The sequence below is a fragment of the Streptomyces scopuliridis RB72 genome (assembly GCF_000718095.1).
Taxonomy (GTDB): Bacteria; Actinomycetota; Actinomycetes; order Streptomycetales; family Streptomycetaceae; genus Streptomyces; species Streptomyces scopuliridis.
Window position 1 is genome coordinate 29,536 of sequence record NZ_JOEI01000029.1, and the last position, 19,002, is coordinate 48,537.

The 19,002-nt window shown below is 69.5% G+C and carries 18 protein-coding genes and 1 pseudogene; 5 read left to right on the forward strand and 14 right to left on the reverse strand.

The window, feature by feature from the left end; translation table 11 throughout:
• Positions 1-150: 150 nt before the first annotated feature.
• On the forward strand, positions 151-2,505 hold the full coding sequence (locus tag IF11_RS0129380) for a glycosyl hydrolase family 95 catalytic domain-containing protein (protein ID WP_030354790.1): 2,355 nt from the start codon (positions 151-153) through the stop codon (positions 2,503-2,505).
• A 192-nt stretch (positions 2,506-2,697) separates the two neighbouring features.
• On the opposite strand, the gene IF11_RS0129385 is transcribed toward IF11_RS0129380, so the two are convergent.
• From IF11_RS0129385 to IF11_RS43030, 3 genes are read right to left on the reverse strand one after another with little or no spacing between them, the layout of a single operon-like run.
• A complete protein-coding gene (locus tag IF11_RS0129385) occupies positions 2,698-3,600 on the reverse strand; it encodes a MauE/DoxX family redox-associated membrane protein (RefSeq protein WP_030354791.1) in 903 nt (300 codons plus the stop codon).
• Between the two features lie 28 nt (positions 3,601-3,628).
• Complete coding sequence (locus IF11_RS0129390) at positions 3,629-4,246, reverse strand: hypothetical protein (protein ID WP_030354792.1); 618 nt, start codon at positions 4,244-4,246, stop codon at positions 3,629-3,631.
• A gap of 14 nt (positions 4,247-4,260) precedes the next feature.
• Positions 4,261-4,464, reverse strand: a complete 204-nt coding sequence (locus IF11_RS43030) for an RlpA-like double-psi beta-barrel domain-containing protein (protein WP_326613926.1) — start codon at positions 4,462-4,464, stop codon at positions 4,261-4,263.
• Positions 4,465-4,858: 394 nt separating this feature from the next.
• Here IF11_RS43030 and IF11_RS39550 point away from each other — a divergent pair, with 394 nt between their 5' ends.
• Positions 4,859-5,647, forward strand: coding sequence for a histidine kinase dimerization/phospho-acceptor domain-containing protein (locus IF11_RS39550; RefSeq protein WP_078490986.1), 789 nt, complete (start codon positions 4,859-4,861; stop codon positions 5,645-5,647).
• Here IF11_RS39550 and IF11_RS0129405 read toward each other — a convergent pair whose 3' ends face one another.
• Positions 5,648-5,992, reverse strand: coding sequence for a hypothetical protein (locus IF11_RS0129405; protein WP_030354795.1), 345 nt, complete (start codon positions 5,990-5,992; stop codon positions 5,648-5,650).
• Positions 5,993-6,028: 36 nt separating this feature from the next.
• Entirely contained in the window at positions 6,029-6,814 is a 786-nt protein-coding gene (locus IF11_RS42800; protein WP_030354796.1) for an RHS repeat protein, read from the reverse strand.
• A 531-nt stretch (positions 6,815-7,345) separates the two neighbouring features.
• Here IF11_RS42800 and IF11_RS0129415 point away from each other — a divergent pair.
• The gene (locus tag IF11_RS0129415) at positions 7,346-8,251 is read left to right on the forward strand and encodes a class I SAM-dependent methyltransferase (protein WP_030354797.1); all 906 of its coding nucleotides are present in this window, start codon (positions 7,346-7,348) and stop codon (positions 8,249-8,251) included.
• Positions 8,252-8,405: 154 nt separating this feature from the next.
• Here the strand turns inward: IF11_RS0129415 and IF11_RS0129420 are convergent, their stop codons facing one another.
• The 5 genes from IF11_RS0129420 to IF11_RS0129440 form a co-directional block, all read right to left on the reverse strand.
• On the reverse strand, positions 8,406-9,509 hold the full coding sequence (locus IF11_RS0129420; protein WP_030354798.1) for an NAD(P)-dependent alcohol dehydrogenase: 1,104 nt from the start codon (positions 9,507-9,509) through the stop codon (positions 8,406-8,408).
• On the reverse strand, positions 9,506-10,915 hold the full coding sequence (locus IF11_RS0129425) for an aldehyde dehydrogenase family protein (RefSeq protein ID WP_030354799.1): 1,410 nt from the start codon (positions 10,913-10,915) through the stop codon (positions 9,506-9,508). The genes IF11_RS0129420 and IF11_RS0129425 overlap by 4 nt, the downstream gene beginning before the upstream one ends.
• A gap of 8 nt (positions 10,916-10,923) precedes the next feature.
• The gene (locus tag IF11_RS0129430) at positions 10,924-11,676 is read right to left on the reverse strand and encodes a (5-formylfuran-3-yl)methyl phosphate synthase (protein ID WP_030354800.1); all 753 of its coding nucleotides are present in this window, start codon (positions 11,674-11,676) and stop codon (positions 10,924-10,926) included.
• A gap of 320 nt (positions 11,677-11,996) precedes the next feature.
• Complete coding sequence (locus IF11_RS0129435) at positions 11,997-12,254, reverse strand: hypothetical protein (RefSeq protein ID WP_030354801.1); 258 nt, start codon at positions 12,252-12,254, stop codon at positions 11,997-11,999.
• 150 nt (positions 12,255-12,404) lie between these two features.
• Positions 12,405-12,734 (reverse strand): ArsR/SmtB family transcription factor, encoded by a 330-nt coding sequence (locus IF11_RS0129440; RefSeq protein ID WP_030354802.1) that lies wholly within the window; start codon positions 12,732-12,734, stop codon positions 12,405-12,407.
• Between the two features lie 83 nt (positions 12,735-12,817).
• Between IF11_RS0129440 and IF11_RS0129445 the strand changes: the two genes are divergently transcribed.
• Positions 12,818-14,068 carry an MFS transporter gene (locus tag IF11_RS0129445; RefSeq protein WP_030354803.1) on the forward strand — a complete coding sequence of 417 codons (1,251 nt, stop codon included), beginning with the start codon at positions 12,818-12,820 and terminating at the stop codon, positions 14,066-14,068.
• Between the two features lie 279 nt (positions 14,069-14,347).
• Here the strand turns inward: IF11_RS0129445 and IF11_RS0129450 are convergent, their stop codons facing one another.
• The gene (locus tag IF11_RS0129450) at positions 14,348-15,295 is read right to left on the reverse strand and encodes an alpha/beta hydrolase family protein (protein WP_030354804.1); all 948 of its coding nucleotides are present in this window, start codon (positions 15,293-15,295) and stop codon (positions 14,348-14,350) included.
• 163 nt (positions 15,296-15,458) lie between these two features.
• On the opposite strand from IF11_RS0129450, the gene IF11_RS0129460 reads away from it, so the two are divergent.
• Positions 15,459-15,830 (forward strand): MerR family transcriptional regulator, encoded by a 372-nt coding sequence (locus IF11_RS0129460; RefSeq protein WP_030354805.1) that lies wholly within the window; start codon positions 15,459-15,461, stop codon positions 15,828-15,830.
• A 34-nt stretch (positions 15,831-15,864) separates the two neighbouring features.
• Here the strand turns inward: IF11_RS0129460 and IF11_RS42445 are convergent.
• The 3 genes and pseudogenes from IF11_RS42445 to IF11_RS0129470 form a co-directional block, all read right to left on the reverse strand.
• A pseudogene (locus IF11_RS42445) lies at positions 15,865-16,041 on the reverse strand (transposase family protein); the annotation flags it as partial.
• Complete coding sequence (locus tag IF11_RS41085; RefSeq protein ID WP_157848460.1) at positions 16,034-16,195, reverse strand: hypothetical protein; 162 nt, start codon at positions 16,193-16,195, stop codon at positions 16,034-16,036. The pseudogene IF11_RS42445 and the gene IF11_RS41085, both read right to left, overlap by 8 nt.
• Before the next feature lie 557 nt (positions 16,196-16,752).
• Positions 16,753-18,819 carry a glycoside hydrolase gene (locus IF11_RS0129470; RefSeq protein WP_030354806.1) on the reverse strand — a complete coding sequence of 689 codons (2,067 nt, stop codon included), beginning with the start codon at positions 18,817-18,819 and terminating at the stop codon, positions 16,753-16,755.
• Positions 18,820-19,002 lie beyond the last annotated feature (183 nt).

Here is a 19,002-nt window from a genome sequence, read left to right on the forward strand (position 1 = left end):
CGCGGAGCGGCTGATGTCACCGCCGTGCGTGCCGTCGCGAGGCGGAGGATCGGCGTCGTCGACGGCCCGGACGCACGCGGGCCACACCTTCTTCCAACGGGACAGCTCGGATCAATCACGCCATCTTCGTATGAGGCGCCGGGAGGCATCATGGCCACTGCACCAGATCCGTCGAGAAGGGCCCTGCTCGCTACAGGCACCGCGCTGGGCGGCGCGCTGGTCGTGGGAGGCGGCAAGTCCGCGTCGGCCCAGGCTGTTTCGCCCGCCAGGGAATCCGGATCACCACGGACCGCGCCGGTGGAACCACACGTATCCCCGGACATCTGGCGCACCGTGCTCGACGACGCCGACCCGGTATGGCAGCGGATGCCGAAGACCTGGTACGAAGGCCCGTTCCTCGGCAACGGCTTCCTCGGCTCCGGCATCTACGCCGAACCGGGCGGGAACGCGGTCCGCTTCAATGTCCAGCATTCCGAAGTCCAGGATCACCGGCCCGAGTTCGGTTCGCTCTTCGGCCTTGCCCGGCTGCCGATCGGTTACTTCACGCTGGAGCCCGTCGGTACCATCACCGGCGTCGACTGGCGGCTGCGGCTGCGCGACGTCGAGCTGACCGGCACCCTCACCACCACCGCGGGCTCCCTGACGCTGCGCGCTTTCGTACACTCCTCGACCGACCTGCTCGCCGTCGAGGTCACGCCGAGCGAGGGAGAGCGCGGCTTTCGCTGGGTCTTCCACCCGGCCGTGGCGATCAGCCCGCGTGCCGCGTCCAAACCCCTCCCCCCGGGATACGTGGCCAATCCACCGGCCACGATCGAGCAACACGGAGACGTGACCGCCGCCGTACAGCCGCTGCTCGCGGGCGGCCGGCATGTCACCGCCTGGCAGGAAGTGGCTCGCCACGGCAGGCGCACCCTCTATGCGACGGTCGCGCACTCCCATCCGGCGACCACCGCCCGTGACCGTGCGCTGCGCGCCGTGCGGACAGCTCGGGCGGTGCCGTACGACGTGCACGCGCTCCCCCACCGCGCGTGGTGGCAGCGCTACTACCGGAAGGGCTTCCTGTCGCTGCCCGACGCCCGGTTGCAGCGCTTCTACTGGATCCAGCTCTACAAGGTCGCCGCGGCCGCCCGCAAGGACGCGCCGGTGATGGCGACTTCCGGGCCGTGGCTGGAGCCGACGCCCTGGCCCAACACCTGGTGGAACCTCAACGTCCAGCTTGAGTACTGGCTGATCCACGGCTCCAACCATCTCGAACTCGACGCCGTCACACGTGCGTTGAGTGAATTCCGGGATCAGCTGGGTGCGGAGATCGCCGCTCCCTATCGTGGGGACTCGTACGGTATTCCGCGCACCACCGACCCGCAGCTCGTCAACGGTGGCGCCACGTCGGGAGATCTGGGCTACGGCGTCGGCATCCCCGGCCAGGACTCACCCACCCCCGAGGTCGGCAACCTCACCTGGGCACTGCACAACGTCTGGCTCAGCTACCGGCACACCATGGACGAGGCCATCCTGCGCGATGTCCTCTTCCCGCTGCTGCGCAAGGCCGTCAACTACTACCTGCATTTCCTGACCCCCGGCACCGACGGCAAACTGCATCTCCCGGCGACCTTCTCCCCCGAGTACGGGGTCAACGCGGCCGACTGCAACTACGACCTGATGCTGCTGCGCTGGGGTTGCCGTACCCTCCTCGACTCAGCCGAACTGCTGGGCAAGCGGGACCCGTTGGCGAACCGCTGGCGCGAGGTGCTGGCCAAGCTCACGCCGTACCCGGTGGACGGCAACGGTTACATGATCGGAGCCGGGGTCCCCTTCGCCAAGTCACACCGCCACTACTCGCACCTGCTCGCCGTCTATCCGCTGTACGAGGTCACGGGCCGGACAGCGGACGAGCGCGCGCTGATCGAGAAGTCGCTCGCCCACTGGGTCGGCTTCGAAGGAGCCCTCCAGGGCTACACATTCACCGGTGCGGCCTCCATGTCGGCGCTCCTCGGCAAGGGCGACGACGCGCTCAGCTATCTCGGTCAACTGATGACACGCTTCATCCAGCCCAACACCATGTACAAGGAGTCGGGCCCGGTCATCGAGACCCCGCTGTCCGCCGCCCAGTCGCTGCACGACATGGTGTGCCAGTCCTGGGGCGGCACGATCAGGGTGTTCCCGGCCCTGCCCGCCGTCTGGCGCGATCTGGTCGTGCACGACTTCCGTACTCAGGGTGCCTTCCTGCTCAGCGCGGTACGGGAGAAGGGCGCGACCCGCTGGGTGCGGCTCACCAGCGAGGCCGGCGCCACGTGCCTCGTACGCCACGGCATAGTGGGAGCCATCGAAGTCCGGGATGGCCTGGGACGGCCCATGAGGTTCGAACAGACCGGCGAAGGCGAGATCCGCATCCCCCTCCGCAAGGGTGAAGCGGCGCTCATCACCGCGGCCGGCGACGCCCCGGATCTCACCATCCGCCCCGTCACACCCAACGAACCGGCCCTCCGGTGGGGGCTGCCCGCCTGATCAGGGCCGGACAGGAAGGGGATCGGCCGCCCGTACCGGCACATCCGTGGCCGTCACGCTGCTGAGCCAGGGAGCACGCCGGCTCATCGACGGCATCGCCACTGAAGCACTCAAGCCTGAGCGGACATGGGACGGATCCGGGAGCGTACGTGACGCCCCCGGACCCGCTCCCTGACCGCTCCGCGGGCAGTGTCAGCTCGCCAGCGGCAGCGCCTTCCGCGACGGCACCGTGCTCAGCAGCTCCGCTCCCACCGGCTCCCCGCTGTCCGCGTCAAGGAAACTGACGCGGACGACGGGGTCGCCGGGGGTGTCGCGGCTGGACGTGGCGTCGAGTGCGAACACCACGGAGACCGGCCAGGCCCCCTCCGCTGTCTCGTACACACCCGAGAACAGGAGAATGCGCCAGCCGTCCTCCTCCCAGTGGTCCAGCAGAGCCGACCGGACCACAGGGGAAGCGGCCTGCCAGGCAAGGGAGTTCTCCAGCAGTTCGACGCTCGCGGCGACCGGCACCCGGTCTCCCGCCCCGGTGCCGAAGAGCGGATGCCCGAAGACACGCAGCCTCGCCCGACGCAGCGGCAGCAGCCACCACCGGTCGAGATCGGCCGAGAGCGCTATCAGTACGACCGCGGCGGCGGCCAGGAATCCAAGCGACCCGGCGGGCCGCCCGGAGACCGTGGACCACCAGCTGCCGTGCGCCACGGCCGCCGCCACACCGCTCACCAGCACCACCGCGGCGCGTGCGAACGCGCGCCAGGTGATCGGCGTGTCCTCGTTCGCCGAGCAGCCGCACGAGGACTCCGGGGCGAGCGCCCGCCCGTAGCCGAGATAGCCGAGAAAACCCGCGCCGAGGAGGGCGGCGGCCGCCCCCGGCAGCGGGTTGGCAGGTACGGCCAGCAGCCCCGCGGCGATGAGCAGTTCTCCGGCGCCGACGCCGCGCAGCACCAGCGCCGCTCGCTCGCTGCTGCTCAACATGCGGGCCAGCGCCGTCTTCGGTGCCCCGAGCACGGTGCCGCGGCTGAACAGCTTGACCGCGCCGGTCCAGCCCAGCAGACCGGCAAGGACCAGCGGGGCGAGGCCCGTTGTCAGTGAGAGCATCTCTCCGTCTTCCTCCTCGATCCCGCTGTCAGTGCCCGACCGAGATACGGACGACATCCACGGAGTTGTCGGACGGCCGCCAGGCCCCGAGGACCTGGGCACTCTGCCCGATGCGCAACTGGGACAGGTCGGACGTGAGCGCGCGGCCCGCGTACGAGGCGTTGGTGGTGGCCGGAAGGACGTTGCCGACGACTTCGTGCTGACCGTGGGCGAGGTGGAGCCGGTTCTTCGCGATGCCGCGGATCTGGGTGTCGAGGTTCACGATGTTCACCCACACGGCGTCGGCGGCTATGGTGCCATCGGGCATCGGTACACCGCGGGCGTAGAGCCCGTCACCGATCTCGATCGCCGCGGCGGAGGTGGCGCGGACCTTCCACACACTGGTGGCGTTGGTCATCTGGACACGCGCGTGGTCACCGTAGGAGCCGGCGACCTCCAGGATGCTGCCGGTGATGCCGGTGATCCGGCCCTCCACGAAGGAGGACTTCGCGATGGCGGGGTCGAGTGACGGCTCGGCGGCGAAGGCGGCGTCGGCGTCGATGCCGCCGAGCGCGGTCGCGCCGATGATCGTGGCGCCGCTGAGGGCGGCGGTGGTGAGGAAGCGACGGCGGCCCAGGCCGCGGCGGTCCTCCTGACGAGAGGTCATGTCCGCGTCCCTTCTCACTCGTAGATGTAGACCGGCAGCTTGCCGGAGCTGAGGTTGCCGATCGCCGAGAAGGCGGCCGGGGTCAGATCCAGGACGCGGTTGGTGCGGCAGGCGCCGTTGCAGCAGGCGGCCTCGCCGCACCATTCCTTGGTACGCGGTCCGCAGTCGGTGATCGTGATGCATACCGTGGCGCCGGAACACTGGTGTCTGACGTTCATCACGGCACCGCAGCCGCGTCTGGGTATGTTCTCGCCGCACAGGTCGGGCCGGGTGATGTCCCAACATGCCTGTGACGCGTTGGGCCAGGCGCCGTGGTTGGCGCTTGACCGGCAGTTGCCGCAGGCACCGCCGCCGGCGCTGCCGCACGGCCCCCACGAGGATCCGCAACAGAACCAGCTCGTTTCACCAGCCCACAGGCTGGTCGATCCGCAAGCCATCGTGCCGCCTCTCTCAGTTCAGATTGACGCGTACATGACAAATTCAGGAGAAGGTCGTGCGCTCGAAGCAACCCCATGATGCTGATGTCTACGCGCGTTGGCTAGAGGGCACCTTGAGAGTCTGTCAGGTGATCTCTGATCGGTCGCCGCCGCGGCGGTCGCCGCCGCCTGGTGGATGGCCGGCCGCGTGCCGCGTCCGGTACGCCATGTCACCGAAACCGCGCGGCTTCTCTCCGCCACGAACCTCCACGAGCGCATCGCCCTGCGCGCGCCTCCCGGCGAGCTGAAGGTACTCGCCGACACCTTCGACGAGATGCTCGACCGCATACAGCAACTCGTCAACGCCCAGCAGAGGTTCGCCGCCAATGCCGCACACGAGCTGCGCACCCCCCTGGCCCTCCAGCGGGCCGCCGCCGAGACAGGTCTCGCGGGCAACCCGGATGCCCGGCGGGTAGCGCGGATCCGTACCAAGCTCATCGAGACGTCCGAGCACCAGGGACATCTGATCGAGGGCCTGCTGCTCCTCGCCGCGTCCGAGCAGGGCATGCGACGCCAGGAGCCGGTCGACCTGCACGAGGTCGCGCACGCCGTGGTCCTGGCGGCCGGCCCCGAAGCGGCCGACCATGACGTGACACCGCACCTCGATCTCCGGCCCCTGCGGACCACGGGCGACCCCGTTCTGCTCGAACGGCTGGCGCACAACCTGGTGAGCAACGCGATTCGTCACAACCATCCGGGCGGCAGTGTCACCGTCCGCACCGGCGCCGGTTGTCTGGAGGTGAGCAACACGGGACCCGTGATCCCCCCCGGCACGCCTGGGCCACCCGGCTTATGGCGCGTACCGCGGGCTCGGCGTTCGTCAGCCGGCCGTCCTGGTGGCCCACGCCGAGACACATCAGGCCGAGCCGGCGGTGCGTGGGGCCCGGCGTGGGGTAGTGCATCCCCCGGTCGACGGCCGCCGTAGTCAGTCTCCGCGCGGCCCCCGGAAGTCCACCGAGGTGACGAGGGCGTAGTCGAAGTAGATCGGGTCCCCCTCCTCGTCCATCGGGGCCGTGCGCCGGGACAGCCGGCCGTCCGGCGTCCACTCCAGCCGGGTGACGGAACCGGCCGCGTCGGCCGACTCGTGGGGCCGCCCGAAGGCGTCCCGGGTGAGGGTGTACGTGGCGCCCTGGGAATCCGTGGCCGACAGGGTGAGTCCTGCGGGATCGTTGACCCGCCGCTCCGTCACGCCGTTGGAGAAGGTCACCGTGGCCGGGGCGCCCGTCGTGTCGTAGGCGTAGCTGGTTGACGTTCCGTCCGGGGCCGTCACCGACAGCCGGTTCCCTCGGTCGTCGAAGGTCTGCCGTCAGACGGACCCGTCCGGGCCCGTGACCGCTACGGGCAGATGCCGCTCGTCGTAGGCGGCCGACGCGCGGCGCCCGTCGGGCAGGAGCATCGTGATCAGGTCGCCACGCTCGTCGTAGCCGAACTCGGCGGTGTTGCCGAGTTCGTCGGTGCGGGAGAGCGGATTGTCGTAGCGGTCCCAGGTGAACAGCACGGTATGACCGCGGGCGTCGGTCTCGGCGACGGTCTGGCCGAGGCTGTTGAACCGGGTGACGGTCACCGCACTGTAACCGTCCTGAACACCGGCGATGTTCAGCGCGGTCTGGATCGCCAGGTCGGCGACGGTGTTCTCGATCGCGGCAACCGCGGGCTCCGTGAGCGTGGCGACGATCTCCGAGACGGCCGCCTCCGCCATCTCCTTCAGGATCCGCTTGAACGCGATCCGGGTTGCGGCGATCTTGGCGCCGGCCAGCAGCGTCGACAGGCCGGCCGTCACCGGTGCGAACGCCAGCGTGATGCCCACCGTGGCGCACAGGTCCGCCAGTTCGCCCACTGCGGCGATCTTGCGGGCGACGATGATGTCGGCGACCCGGTCGAGCGCACCGGCCACCAGACGGGCCGCCCTGGCCAGGTCCTTGTGCTTGCCCTGCACCTTCGACCAGTGCTTGTCCAGGGCGGTCAGCGACTCGCTCTGCCCGCTGGAGAGCAGTTTCTGTATGTGCCCGTACGCGGTCCCCGCGTCGTCGTCCGCGTCGTCCGCGAACTCCCGCAACGAGTCCGCCATGTCGCGGTACGCGTCCTCGTCCACGTTCGGTCAGCCCACACCGACGACATCGAGCATCGTGTCGACGCCCTCAGGAATCGTGTACCCCACGACGCAACAACCCCCGTCCCCACTCGCAATGCGAAAGTCCGTTGATCACCCTTACGTGTGACGCGCCGTCGGCCCCCATCGGTTCCCTCCGCAGGGCCCAACCGGGCTTCGCAGCAGGGCCCCTGACGCTTCGACAGACCGACTCGCAGCGGAATCAGGCGCATTCGGGGTCGGACTGATCCATGAGGTCACATGAGCGATATTCACCTGTTCAGGTGAACGGTGTCGGATTTCCGGGCGGGGGACGATCGTCGGCTGGATAGTGAGGACGCTGCGCGATGTCCGGGTTCGGATTCAGGTCGGGAATGCGATGGCTAATCACGCGGATCTAGGTGACGACCAGGGTCGTCGGCACGAAACCGCACTCGGCCGGAACCGGCTCGTGTGTTCACGGCGGACCCATCTCTCGTATTCCTCACATTCCCCTCACTGTTCGTGGTCGCAACTCGCCCCAAGGGAGGACACATGGTCGGCACAGCGCATCGGAACACCGGTGTGGAAGGCGTGGAAGGAGGTGTCGGTCTGACCGCTCTCATGGTCGCCGCGGCACGGGCGATCGAGACCCACCGCCGTGACAGCCTGGCACGGGACATCTACGCGGAGCACTTCGTGCTCGCCGCACCGGCGTCCGCGGGCTGGCCGGTCCGCGTACAGCAGGCTCCGGACGGGGACGCGAACCCGCTGTGGGGGAGGTTCGCGCGCTATTTCGGTCTGCGGACGAGAGTCCTCGACGACTTCCTCCTCCGGTCGGTGGGCACGGGCGCCCGCCAAGTGGTCCTGCTCGGGGCGGGGTTGGACTCGCGGGCGTTCCGACTCGACTGGCCTCCCGGCTGCGTGGTCTTCGAGATCGACAGGGAAGGCGTGCTGGCGTTCAAGCACGAGGTGCTCGGCGGGCTGTCGGCCACGCCGAAGGCGGCGCGCGTACCGATCCCGATCGATCTGCGCGCCGACTGGGTCGGAGCGCTGACCGACGCCGGTTTCGACACGGCCGCACCGAGCGTATGGCTGGCCGAGGGGTTGCTGTTCTACCTGCCCAACGCCGCCGAGACCAACCTCATCGACTCAGTGGACCGGTTGAGCACAGAGGGCAGCGCTCTGGCCTTCGAGGTCAAGCTGGAGAAGGACTTGCTGGAATACCGCGACAGTCCGCTCTACACCTCGACGAAACACCAGATCGGCATCGACCTGCTCAACCTGTTCGACAGAGAGCCGCGGCCCGACTCCGCGGGTGATCTGGCGGGTAAGGGCTGGTCCACATCGGTCCACACCCCCTTCGACTTCACCCGTCGGCACGGACGCGGCCCGCTGCCCGAACAGAACGACGCGCTGGCGGGCAACCGGTGGGTGTTCGCGAACAAGTCCCGGTCGTAACACCCCCCGTCGGGGGCCTGTGCCTCTCCCCCGACGGGACGCACCGGACGAGCGTCGCGGGAGGACCGGCCACGCCGTGCGGTGTCCGTGGCCGGTCGTCGGATGGCGGTCGAGCGGAGTCGATCAGACAGGGCAGCGGCGTGGAAAGCCTCGATCATCGGTTCCTCCCCTCCGGGACGAGGATGGGTTTGACCACGCGGCCCGCGTCGCAGTCGCGTTCGGCCTCGTTGATGTCCGCGAGCGGGTACGTACGGATCAGCTGGTCGAAGGGAAACCGCCCGGCCTGCCACAGTCCGGTCAGCCTCGGAATCAGCAGTCCCGGCACCGCGTCCCCCTCGCAGATGTGGGAGATCCGCCGGCCCCGGTCCAGCGCTCCCGGTTCGAGCGGCAGCGCGGTGTGGAGCCGTGCCACCAGACCGAGGTGCCCGGTCGGGCGCAGGGCCCGCAGTGCGTCGTTGATCAGCTGGGCGGAGCCCGTGGTGTCCAGCGCGTACCGCGCGCCGCCGTCGGTCAGTCGCCGGATGCGGTCGGACAGGCCGGCCGAGGCGGCGTGCAACGGAATCGCGCGGAACCGCTCGGCGAGCGCCAGGCGTTCGGGGTGCCGGTCGACGGCCACGGTCACCGCCCCGGCGGCGGTGGCGGCCATCACCGCGGCCAGACCCACCGCTCCCGCGCCGAACACGGCGATGGTGTCGCCGGGGCCGACGCCGAAGGAGTTCACCACCGCTCCGGCTCCGGTGAGGAAACCGCAGCCGAGCGGTCCGAGCAGTTCGATGGGCAGTGCGGGGTCGACCCGGACGGCGTTGCGGGCCAGGACCATCGCGTACTCGGCGAACGAGGACTGGCCGAACCACCGGGGGGCCAGTTCACCCCCGGCCGCGTCGGTGAACCGCGCCGCGTTCTCCCCGCGCCCCCCGAAGAGGTTGAGCGAGGCGAAGGAGTCACAGTAGGCGGGAGCCGCCCCCATGCAGTTCCGGCAGTGTCCGCAGGAGTCGAAGCTCAGCACGACATGGTCACCGACGCTCAGGCCGGTATCCGGGCCGCCCGTCTCCACCACGACCCCGGCCCCCTCGTGGCCGAGCACCGCCGGCAGCGGTGAGCGGCCCGCCGAACGCCGGACCGCGAGATCGGTCCGGCACATCCCGCAGCCCGCGATCCTGACCAGGATCTCACCGTCGGCCGGCCCCGCGGCCAGGATCACCTCCTCGACGGCGAATCGGCTCTCGTACGAGCGCAGTACCGCCGCGCCGAACCTCATGGCCGCGCCTCCTCCGGACGGTGCACGACAAACGGTCTGAGGTTCCCGTAGAGCCCCCACGGTCCGCCCGCGACGCCGACACCGCTCTCCTTGATGCCCGCGAAAGGCTGGGCGAGGGACAGTTCGGCATGGTGGTTGATCCATGCCGTCCCGCACTCCAGCCGGTCGGCCACCGCCTCGGCCCGGTCGAGGTCGGTCCCCCAGACCGAGCCGCCCAGCCCGAAGCCGGTGTCGTTGGCCGCCTCGATCGCTTCGTCGAGGCTCCCGTACGGCAGCACCGGCAGGACCGGACCGAATTGCTCCTCCGTCACCACCGGGCTGTCGGGTGGGACATCGGCCAGGATCGTCGGGGCGAAGAAGTAGCCCGGTCGGTCCAGCCGGTGGCCACCGGTCACGGCTCGGGCGCCGTCTGCCAGGGCCTGCGCCGTGTAACGCTCGACCCGGGCCAGTTGGGGGGCGTTGCTGACCGGACCCAGCCGCGAGTCCGGGTCGAGCCCGGGGCCGACGACGGCGCTCTTCGCACGCTGCGCGAGGGCCTCGACCACCTGGGAGTAGAGCCGGACCGGAGCGTAGACGCGCTTGACCGCCATGCAGACCTGCCCGCAGTTGCGAAAGGCCGCCCAGAACAGCCGGTCCGCGATCCGCTCCACGTCCACGTCCTCCAGCAGGACGGCGGCGTCGTTACCGCCCAGCTCCAGGGTGACCCGGGAGAGCGAGGCCGCCGCGCCCGCCGCGACGGCCCGTCCGGTGGGAATCGAACCGGTGAAGGTCACATGGCGTATCCCTGGATGGGACGCGAGGCGGGCGCCGAGAGGTTCGCGACCGGTGACGATCGTCAGTACGCCCTCGGGGAGGGCGGTGGCGAGGACAGACCCCAGCAACCGTGTGGCGAGGGGTGTGAACGGGGAAGGCTTGAGCACCATCGTGTTGCCCGCGGCGAGCGCGGGCGCGAACTTCGCCGACGCGAGCTGGAGGGGAAAGTTCCACGGGACGATCGCGGCGACGGGTCCGAGCGGTCGCCAGCGGACCTCGCTGCGTACCGGCCGGCCGTCGGTGATCGGCCGGGACCCGGGCTCCAGCTCTGCGAAGTAGCGCAGGCGGGCCGCCGTGCGGGCGATCTCCGCGTACGACTCGGCCAGGGGTTTGCCCTGTTCACGGGTGAGCAGCGGAGCGAGCTCGGCGCCGGCCGCCTCCACGGCGTCGGCTGCCGCGAGCAACGCGGTGGCGCGGGCGACGCGGTCGGCACGCCAGCCGCGCCAGGCCTCGTGAGCCCGGTCGACGACGGCGTCCAGCTCGTCCGGCTGCTGGTCGGGAGCGTCGTCGAAGGCCTCGCCCGTTGCCGGATCGAGGACGGCGAAACACCTGCCGCTGATCCCGGGCGCGCGGCGGGGCTGACGTGTCGGCATGCCGGCGGTCAGCTCGCGGCGACGGCGGCCGCGTACTCCCGGGCGTGCCGGTCCATCTCTGCCCGGAAGGCGGCCACCTGCCGCGGCTGAATCCTTCCTGTGGTGCGGTCACCCCCCTCGCAGACCGCCCCGCGCACCCCCACGATGTCCGTGCCGATACGGGTCAGCTCGCCGAGGTCTCCCTCCTTGACGCTGCCCGCGAGGGCGGCGAGCAGACCGGCCTCGTGGGCCAGCCGGACGAACTCCGCGCAGACGTCCGGCGGAACGTGGTCGAACAGCCGTGTCCCGTCCTTGATCGCGGTGTCGAGCATGGCCGCGTCGGAGCCGGAGCGGAGCGCGATGTCGGGCAGTGCGAGCGGGTTGACGCAGCCGATCCGGTGGGCGTCGGCGTAGCCCGAGGCGACAACGAAAGCGTCCGGCCGATAGTCCTTCACCGCCCGGACGACCCCTCGCATGACATCGATGGCCTGTTCGGGCGTCGTGCATCCGTAGAGGCCGACCTTGATGTACGTGGCTCCGGAGACAGCCGCGCCGAGCGCCGCCTGGGCCACCGTACCGGGCTTGTACGGTACGTCTCCCACGGTGGCGGACACCGGCTTGTCCGCCGGGACGGCTTCGCGGATCTCCCTGATGACCCATGGGTAGTTCGCGCCGAGCGAGCCCTCGTCGGGCTTCTTGACATCGACGATGTCGAGGTACTCCGCCGCCTTCGCGCAGTCGAGGGCCTCCTCGACGCTGTCCGGGGAGATGAGAAGCAACAACGTGGGCTCCTTCCACCGCATGTCCACCTGTCAAGGGCGGGTGTGCGGAGGCGTCTGGATCACTTGCGGTCTGCTCATCATTGCCGCGGCCCGTGGCCATCGGTAGGGCGCGCGGAGTCCGAACGGATCGTTGCCACGGCGCGTCCACCCCGGCGTGCGCCGTCCACGCCGGTTCGAAGACGGATCGCACGCGGGCGTCGGGACCTTGCCCGAGTCGGAGGTGGTGCGGCTGGGCCCTGTCTGACAAATCCCGTCTGGCTCGCGACGCCTGGCACGCACGCTCGCTGCGTTATCGGCGCGAGAGCGGGGAGGGCGTCATATCAGTGCCCCGCTACGGCTGGTGCGGCTTCGGAGTCGTCGGTCGTCATCGCCGCAAGCGCGGGGACGTCGGGGTCGGGGACCGGGCCGACGTCCTTTCCGTCGGGTACGGCCTTGGCGCGTTCGAGGTCGAACTCGCCCTCCCATTTGGCGATGAAGACGGTGGCGACCGCGTTGCCGAGAACGGTGGTGAGGATGCGGCCCTCGTTGAGGAAACGGTCGATGCCGAGACCGGCGTGGCGAAGGCGGTCCACCGGCATGCGGCGGACCGTAGCCACCCCCTACCAGTGATCGAGGACCTTCCCCGAACCCCCGCACGAGACCGATCACCTGTGCTGGAAGCCCAAGATCAAGTGCTTGGCGTTACTGGCTGTTCCGCTGGTCCCCAAGGCCGGTTCCCGCCGCAGGGGTCATCGACCCTCTCGCGCCAAAGCTTCCGTCAGCGCGTCCAGCAGGCCCGGTACCGCCTCCTGGAGGGCGGTGCGGCGCAGGCGGTGGCCGCGGGAGGGGCCGACCATGACCGGGTGGAGGATGCCCGCCTCCACCAGGATCTTGAAGTGGTGGGTCGCGGTGGATTTGTTCAGGCCCTCGTAGAGATCCGAGCAGGGGGCTTCGGCGGCGGGATGCGCCGCCAGGCGGCGGACCATTTCCAGGCGTACGGGGTCGGCGAGGGCACGCAGCAGTTTCTGGACGGCGGCGACGGGTGGCAACTGGTCCGGTGGGGTCTCCCAGGGCGGCATCAGACAACTCCAAGTTTGACGAGCATCATACTTCTCCCTAACCTCTCGAAGTACGATCCAGATCAAACTTACCAGGAGCCCTCGTGCGGATACTCACCCCGGGCCGCCGCCCCCAGCCATGGAGCTACGCGGTCCTCCTCGTCCTCCTCATGCTCGGGCAGGCGACCTCCGCCATCCCTTCACCGCTCTACTCCCTGTACGCCGAGAAGTGGGACTACCCGCCCTTCCTGACCACCGTCATCTTCGCCGCGTACGGGGCCGTGGCGGTCATCGCGATCCTTGTCTCCGGGGCCCTGTCCGACCGGTACGGCCGCCGGCCCGTGCTCCTCGTCGCCGTCCTGCTGCTGCTCGCCGGGCTCGCCGCCTTCATCTTCGCCGCGGGGCCCGGGTATCTCGTCGCGGCGCGGATGCTCAACGGTGTGGGGATCGGCGCGATCGTCGTCGTCGGCGGGGCCGCCCTGCTGGACGTGAGCCCGGAGCGGGCGGCGCGGAGCGGGACGCTCACCGCCATCGCGTTCAACGTCGGCATCGCCGTCGCCGCGCTCGGCACCGCGACCCTCGCCCAGACCGGCTTCCACCCCCTGCTCCTGCCGTATCTCGCCGACGCGCTCATCGCCCTCGTCCTGTTCATCCTCCTTTTGGTGATGCGTGAGCCGCACCCCTCGGCCGGTGCCGCGCCGCTGGGGATCCCGCGTCCGCAGGTGCCCAAGGAGATCCGTGGGCGCTTCGTCTTCGCCGTGATCGGCGCCGGTGCCGCCTGGGCCGTGCTCGGGGTCTGTTTCTCGCTGGAACCCTCGATCGCCTCCCACGCCGCGCACGTCGACGGGGCATTCTTCGGCGGCGTCGTCATCGCGGCCGTGACCCTCTCCGCCGCCTTCGCACAGGTCGTCAGTGCTCGCTACCCGGCCCGCACGGTCGCACTCGTCGGTGACACGGCGCTCGCCGTGCTCATGCTGGCCGGGATTGGCGGCTTCGCGACCGGCAACGCCGTCGTCATCATCGTCACCGTCGCACTCCAGGGCGGCGCCTACGGGCTCGCCTTCGGCGGCTCCCTGCGTCACCTGACCGCACACATCCCCGCCGAGCGGCGCGGGGCTGTCATGTCCATGTTCTACCTGCTCGCGTACGGCGCGCTCATCACGCCCACACTCCTCGTGGGCGTCGGCGCGACCGTCTGGAGCGACACCGCGATCTTCCCCGTCTTCTCCGTGCTCGCGGCGCTTCTCTGCCTCTCCGCCGTGGTCGTCGAACGGGTGCTGGGACGTCGAGGAAGGCGCCCTGAGGTGACGCCGGCACCGGCGGCTGAGGTGCGGGGGGTGAGCGAGGTCGACTGACCGGCGACCCTCATGGCGCAGCACGCGCCGACCGGTGGCCGGCCGGCCCGTGAAGGTCTGCCCTGTACGCAGGACCCGAGCCGAAGGAGCCCTCGTGCGACGACTGATCCGGCAGCTCGACGCGTGGGTGCGGGCGTTCGGGGACGGCCGCCTGTACTTGGCCGAGCTGGGTGCCACCCGGCACCGGACCAGCCGATCCCGTCGTCTCGGCCCGAGCCGGCCACCTGCGGACCGTCTGCGGGTGGCGACCGCCCCTCAGGTGGTTCGCTTCTCAGAACGTCACTTGGATTCGATCCGCCCCATGGGGGCGACGCTCTCCGACAAAGCCTGCCGCGCAGCGGTCCAGCCGGCGTCCTCGATGCCGAGTGCGTGGCGAAGGTAGGCCCAGGTGACCCGTTGGATCAGGGCCACGCGCTCGGGGTTCTCGTCCGTCGTCTCCCGGACTTCGTAGCCGGCGATTCCGCCGAGGGAATGCTCCGCTCCGAACAGAGTGAGCAGGCTCTTGCGCCCCGGGCTCAGGTGGTACGGGTCGGCGAGCCACTCCGGCCCTCTGACAGACATCCGCATGTCGTCCTTGTCCCCCGCGACCACGAGGGTCGGCGTGGTCATGTGGGCGAAGTCCGGTCCCTTCAACCACGGAAGGTTTTCGGCCGCGAAGGGGGTCAGGTCGTCTCCGCCCCTGCCGGCCGTAGCAAGCAGCACGCCCGCCTTGATCCGCGAGTCGGACAGGTCTTCCGTGTTCCTGCTCACCGGATCGAGGACGCGCAGGCCCAGCAGATTGCCCGCCGTCTGGCCGCCGAAGGAGTGTCCGGCCGCGGCGATGCGGCTCCGGTCCACGCGCCCGCTGAGACCGGGAACGGCGGCCTCCAGCAGATCAAGCTGGTCAAGGATGCGCTTCACGTCCTGGACGCGGAAACGCCAGATCCGCGGTGTGCGGGGATCGTCCTGGGGAAGACCCACGGTCCTGGAGTCGAGATGGGTGGGCTGAATCACCACGAAACCGTGAGCAGCCCAGAAGTCGGCCAGAGGACCGTAGCCGTTCAACGACGACCCGAAACCGTGCGAGAAGACGATGACCGGCAGTTCGCTCCCGGTTGCCGGCGCGGAAATCCTCACCCGCAGGCCCTCGCCGCGGCCCGGCACTTCCAGCACTAGCGGCTTCACCGAGACGATGGGGACGGGGACGGGGACGGCCACGTCCGTGGCCGTCACATCTGATGCAGTCATGGGCGGATCTTCCTTCGCGTTTCCGATGGGAATGCTGTCGAACAAGCTGGTCACGGTCTCCTCCTTCGCCGAGGCGGAGGGGTGAGCCGTCGCGAGATACGCTAAAACCTGACGCTGACGTCAGAGGCAAGAAGTGTGGTCCGGCTCACATCGGAGAGACATGATGCGCATCGGCGAACTCGCCACCAGGACAGGCGTCAGCGTTCGGGCGCTGCGCTACTACGAGGAACAGAACCTGCTCACCTCACAACGCAGCCCCAGCGGCCAGCGGCAGTACCCGGACAGCGCGGTGGACCGTGTCCAGCTGATCCAGCAGTTGTACGCCGCCGGGCTGCCCAGCAAGTCGATCGCGGAACTGCTGCCGTGCGTCGTGAACGGCGAGGCCACGCCAGAGCTGCTCGACCGGCTTTCGGCAGAACAGGATCGCATCGACAGCCGGATCGGCGATCTGGTGAGCGCCCGGGACAGGCTGGGCACCGTCATTGCCGCCGCCACCGCGAACTGGCGAACAGGCCAACGCTGCCGACTCCAGTAACCAGCATGCCGGACTCTGCGGCTGGGGTGATCAATTGTCGGCAGTCGCAGAGGTTCTTGTGGCTCTTCATCCGGCCGACCACATGCTCCACCCGGGCGCGGACCTTGCGGTGGGCGGCGTTGTCCTCTGCCTCGCCCTTCAACAGCGCCCGTCCGGACCGTTGGTGGTGCGGGACGATCAGGCCGGTATTGATGTAGGCGCCGTCACCGAGGTCGTGGCAGTCCTCGGCCGGTCATCGGCGTGCCGGTGCGCGTGTGCCCGGTGGCGTAGAGGCGGAGAACGTCGTGGCCGACTCCGGTCTCGTCGACGTACGTACGCGGCGCGCTGTAGAGGCGCAGGCGGGTCGTCGGTGCGGGGTGGGGCATGGTGGTCCGTGGCTTTCTCGAAGAGGGCGGTCAGGCCGCCGTGCCGAAGCCCTCGGCTCGCAGGTCCTGGTCGCGGAGCTGGGTGAAGTCGACATCGAGTTTGGGGTCGTACGCCTCGGGCCGGATCCCGAGTTCGTGGGTGGAGTACTCGCCGAACCGTTTGATGTGCTCGGTCAGGTACGGCGAGATGTGGGCCAGGCCTCCGGGCCGATCTCCCAGCCCTCCTCCAGGAGCCGGCGGACGATCTCCGCGATGTCCAGGGCGTTGTGGAAGATCACCGCGTTCGTGAGCAGGGCGTTGAACTTCAGCCGCCGTCTGGCAGGGGTTTGCCTCCGGTCAGCAGACGGGCTCCGGCGGCCACGGACTCCTCGACCGCCGGAGCCCGCGGACCACGGCATCGTCCGGTCCCGAGGCGGGCTGGAAGGTGTCGGCCGCAGCGTGCGGAACTGCCGGTGGGTGGGCCTTCTCGGCCCGCCCCTTGACCGGGCGTACCGGCCCCTGTCCAAGGCGGCCGGCATCTCGCACGCGAACATCACCCAAGGACCCCGGCCGGCCGGTCAGCAGGCCGAGTTGGTCTGGGTGAGCAGGCCGAGCCGCCACGGCAGTGTGTTGTAGTCGCCGTTCGCGCCCGGGTTCAGGCCCTGGTACACGTATTGCAGCTTGCAGGCGGGGATCGTCAGCGTCTGGTCGTAGCCCGCTCGGATCATCTCGCCGTGACTGACGTCCCTGGTCCAGGAACCGGCCGGGAAGGTGACGTTGTTCGCCCGGGCGAAGGGGTTGCTCTCCGAGGCGGCCAGCGCCGTCCACGAGCCGCCGAGGCTGCCGGCGGTCCAGGAGCGGAAGTAGCGCCGCCCGTCCGATCCGATCGCCTCCACCACCAGCAGATACTGATCACTACCCTGCACCTTGTAGACGTTGGCGGCTTCGAACAGGGCGTAGCGGTTGGCGTCCTGGGCCGCGATGACGGTGTTGGTGAACCCGTTCGGGAACTGGGACACGGTCGTCTGCGAGCGGTACAGGTGCCCGTTGTCGTCGGAGGAGAACAGGTAGCAGTTGGCGCTGTCGCAGATCACCCACATGTCGACCCAGTAGCCGTTGCCGATGTTCTGCCTGATGATGTCCGGCATCGAGGAGTAGAAATTGCGGGGCGCGCTCCAGCCGTTCGGGTTGCTGATGTCCGGATTGGTGGAGAAGGACGCGTTCCCGGTCTGGTACACGAGGTACCACAGCCCCTGCGGAGCGTAGTAGAACACCTGCGGCGCGGCCCGGTATCCGGTGCCGATCGCGCTGCGGTCCAGGTAATGGTGGGGGGCAGAACCCGCCTGGGACCAGTCGCTGAAGCTCAGGTACACCAGGTTGTAGCCGGAGGCACTCGCGGTACTGGCGAACACGTGGTACTTGCCGTTGTAATGGACGACCGACGGGTCCTTGATCCCGGCGATGTTGTGGGTCGAGTCCGGCTTCGGGGCGATCAGCGCGCCGCTGGAGCTCCAGGAGAAGCTGCCTGGCAGGGCTGACGCGGAGGAGGCCGAGCGGGCGTCCGCCGGTGGGGCCGAGCGGGTGCTCGTCGTGCGTGCCGTCGTGACCGCGCTGCCGCCGAGTGCGGTCAGCGTCGCCTGGTAGGCCGCCTTCTTGTTGCCGTCGCGATCGAACAGCAGCGGGTTCTCCCCGCTGCGCCAGGAGTCGATGTCGCGGATGCCCCACACGGTGATCCCGGTGCACCGTGAGACGTTCATGCACGCCCGAGCAGTGTTCGCGTACGCGGTCGTCGGCGCCTGGGCGATGTCGAGTTCGGTGATCTGTACGTCCACGCCGAGCGCGGCGAAGTTCGACAGCGTCGTCTGGAAGCCGGCCGGCGGGCCGCCGGTGCCGAAGTGCGACTGGAAGCCGACACAGTCGATGGGCACGCCGCGTGCCTTGAAGTCGCGCACCATGCGGTACACACCCTGGGTCTTGGCGTCGCTCCAGTTCTCGATGTTGTAGTCGTTGTAGCAGAGCTTGGCTGCCGGGTCGGCCGTCCGCGCGGTGCGGAAGGCCTGCTCGATGAAGCCGTCGCCGAGCAGGTTCTGGAACACCGAGGGGCGGTGCTGGCCGCTGCCGCCGTCGGCGAATGCCTCGTTGACCACGTCCCAGGCTTGGACCTTGCCCTTGTAGTGGTTCATCACCGTGGTGATGTGGTTGTTCATCACGTCACGCAGTGTGTTCGCGTCCGTGAGGGAGCTGACCCAGCTGGGCAGTTGGGAGTGCCAGACCAGCGTGTGGCCACGCACGCGCTGGCCGCGCGCCGAGGCTCGGTCGACGATCTGGTCGGCGGGAGCGAAGTTGAACGAGCCGCGGGACCGCTCGACGGTGTCCCACTTCATCTCGTTCTCGGGCGTGACCGAGTTGAACTCGCGGTCCAGGATCGTCGCGTACGTTCCGTCGCCCAGCTTGCCGGCCGCCACGGCGGTCCCGAAGTACCGTCCGGACTGGGCTGCCTGGGCGCCCAGGGTGCTCGCCTGGATCGGTGCGGCCTCGGCGGCGGGCGCTGGTGCGGCGGCGACCCCGGTCGCCAGCAGCGCGGAGGCGGTCAGTAAACCTAACGCCGAGGCGCGGCAACGGCTGCGTCGCGTGGGGGGATTCATGGTTCTCCTCGTACGGTCGGATGCGGATGCGGTGCGGATGTGGTGTGCGGTGCGATGGGGGGCGCGGTGTGGGTGCGTGGGTGGTTCAGGGAGTGGACAGTTCGAACCGCGCAATGACGACCGAGCGGCCGAGCGCGCCTCCTCACGTGCGGATGTGAAACGTTTCGACAGAGTCGCGCGAAC

Coding starts and splice junctions, on each gene's coding strand:
- IF11_RS43030 (WP_326613926.1), bottom strand. CDS start 4,464: ATGAACGTCAGACACCAGTGTTCCGGCGCCACGGTATGCATCACGATC.
- IF11_RS0129440 (WP_030354802.1), bottom strand. CDS start 12,734: ATGCCGCCCTGGGAGACCCCACCGGACCAGTTGCCACCCGTCGCCGCC.
- IF11_RS0129415 (WP_030354797.1), top strand. CDS start 7,346: ATGGTCGGCACAGCGCATCGGAACACCGGTGTGGAAGGCGTGGAAGGA.
- IF11_RS0129450 (WP_030354804.1), bottom strand. CDS start 15,295: ATGACTGCATCAGATGTGACGGCCACGGACGTGGCCGTCCCCGTCCCC.
- IF11_RS41085 (WP_157848460.1), bottom strand. CDS start 16,195: ATGCCCCACCCCGCACCGACGACCCGCCTGCGCCTCTACAGCGCGCCG.
- IF11_RS0129420 (WP_030354798.1), bottom strand. CDS start 9,509: ATGAGGTTCGGCGCGGCGGTACTGCGCTCGTACGAGAGCCGATTCGCC.
- IF11_RS0129385 (WP_030354791.1), bottom strand. CDS start 3,600: ATGCTCTCACTGACAACGGGCCTCGCCCCGCTGGTCCTTGCCGGTCTG.
- IF11_RS39550 (WP_078490986.1), top strand. CDS start 4,859: ATGGCCGGCCGCGTGCCGCGTCCGGTACGCCATGTCACCGAAACCGCG.
- IF11_RS0129380 (WP_030354790.1), top strand. CDS start 151: ATGGCCACTGCACCAGATCCGTCGAGAAGGGCCCTGCTCGCTACAGGC.
- IF11_RS0129435 (WP_030354801.1), bottom strand. CDS start 12,254: ATGCCGGTGGACCGCCTTCGCCACGCCGGTCTCGGCATCGACCGTTTC.
- IF11_RS0129425 (WP_030354799.1), bottom strand. CDS start 10,915: ATGCCGACACGTCAGCCCCGCCGCGCGCCCGGGATCAGCGGCAGGTGT.
- IF11_RS0129460 (WP_030354805.1), top strand. CDS start 15,459: ATGCGCATCGGCGAACTCGCCACCAGGACAGGCGTCAGCGTTCGGGCG.
- IF11_RS0129390 (WP_030354792.1), bottom strand. CDS start 4,246: ATGACCTCTCGTCAGGAGGACCGCCGCGGCCTGGGCCGCCGTCGCTTC.
- IF11_RS0129470 (WP_030354806.1), bottom strand. CDS start 18,819: ATGAATCCCCCCACGCGACGCAGCCGTTGCCGCGCCTCGGCGTTAGGT.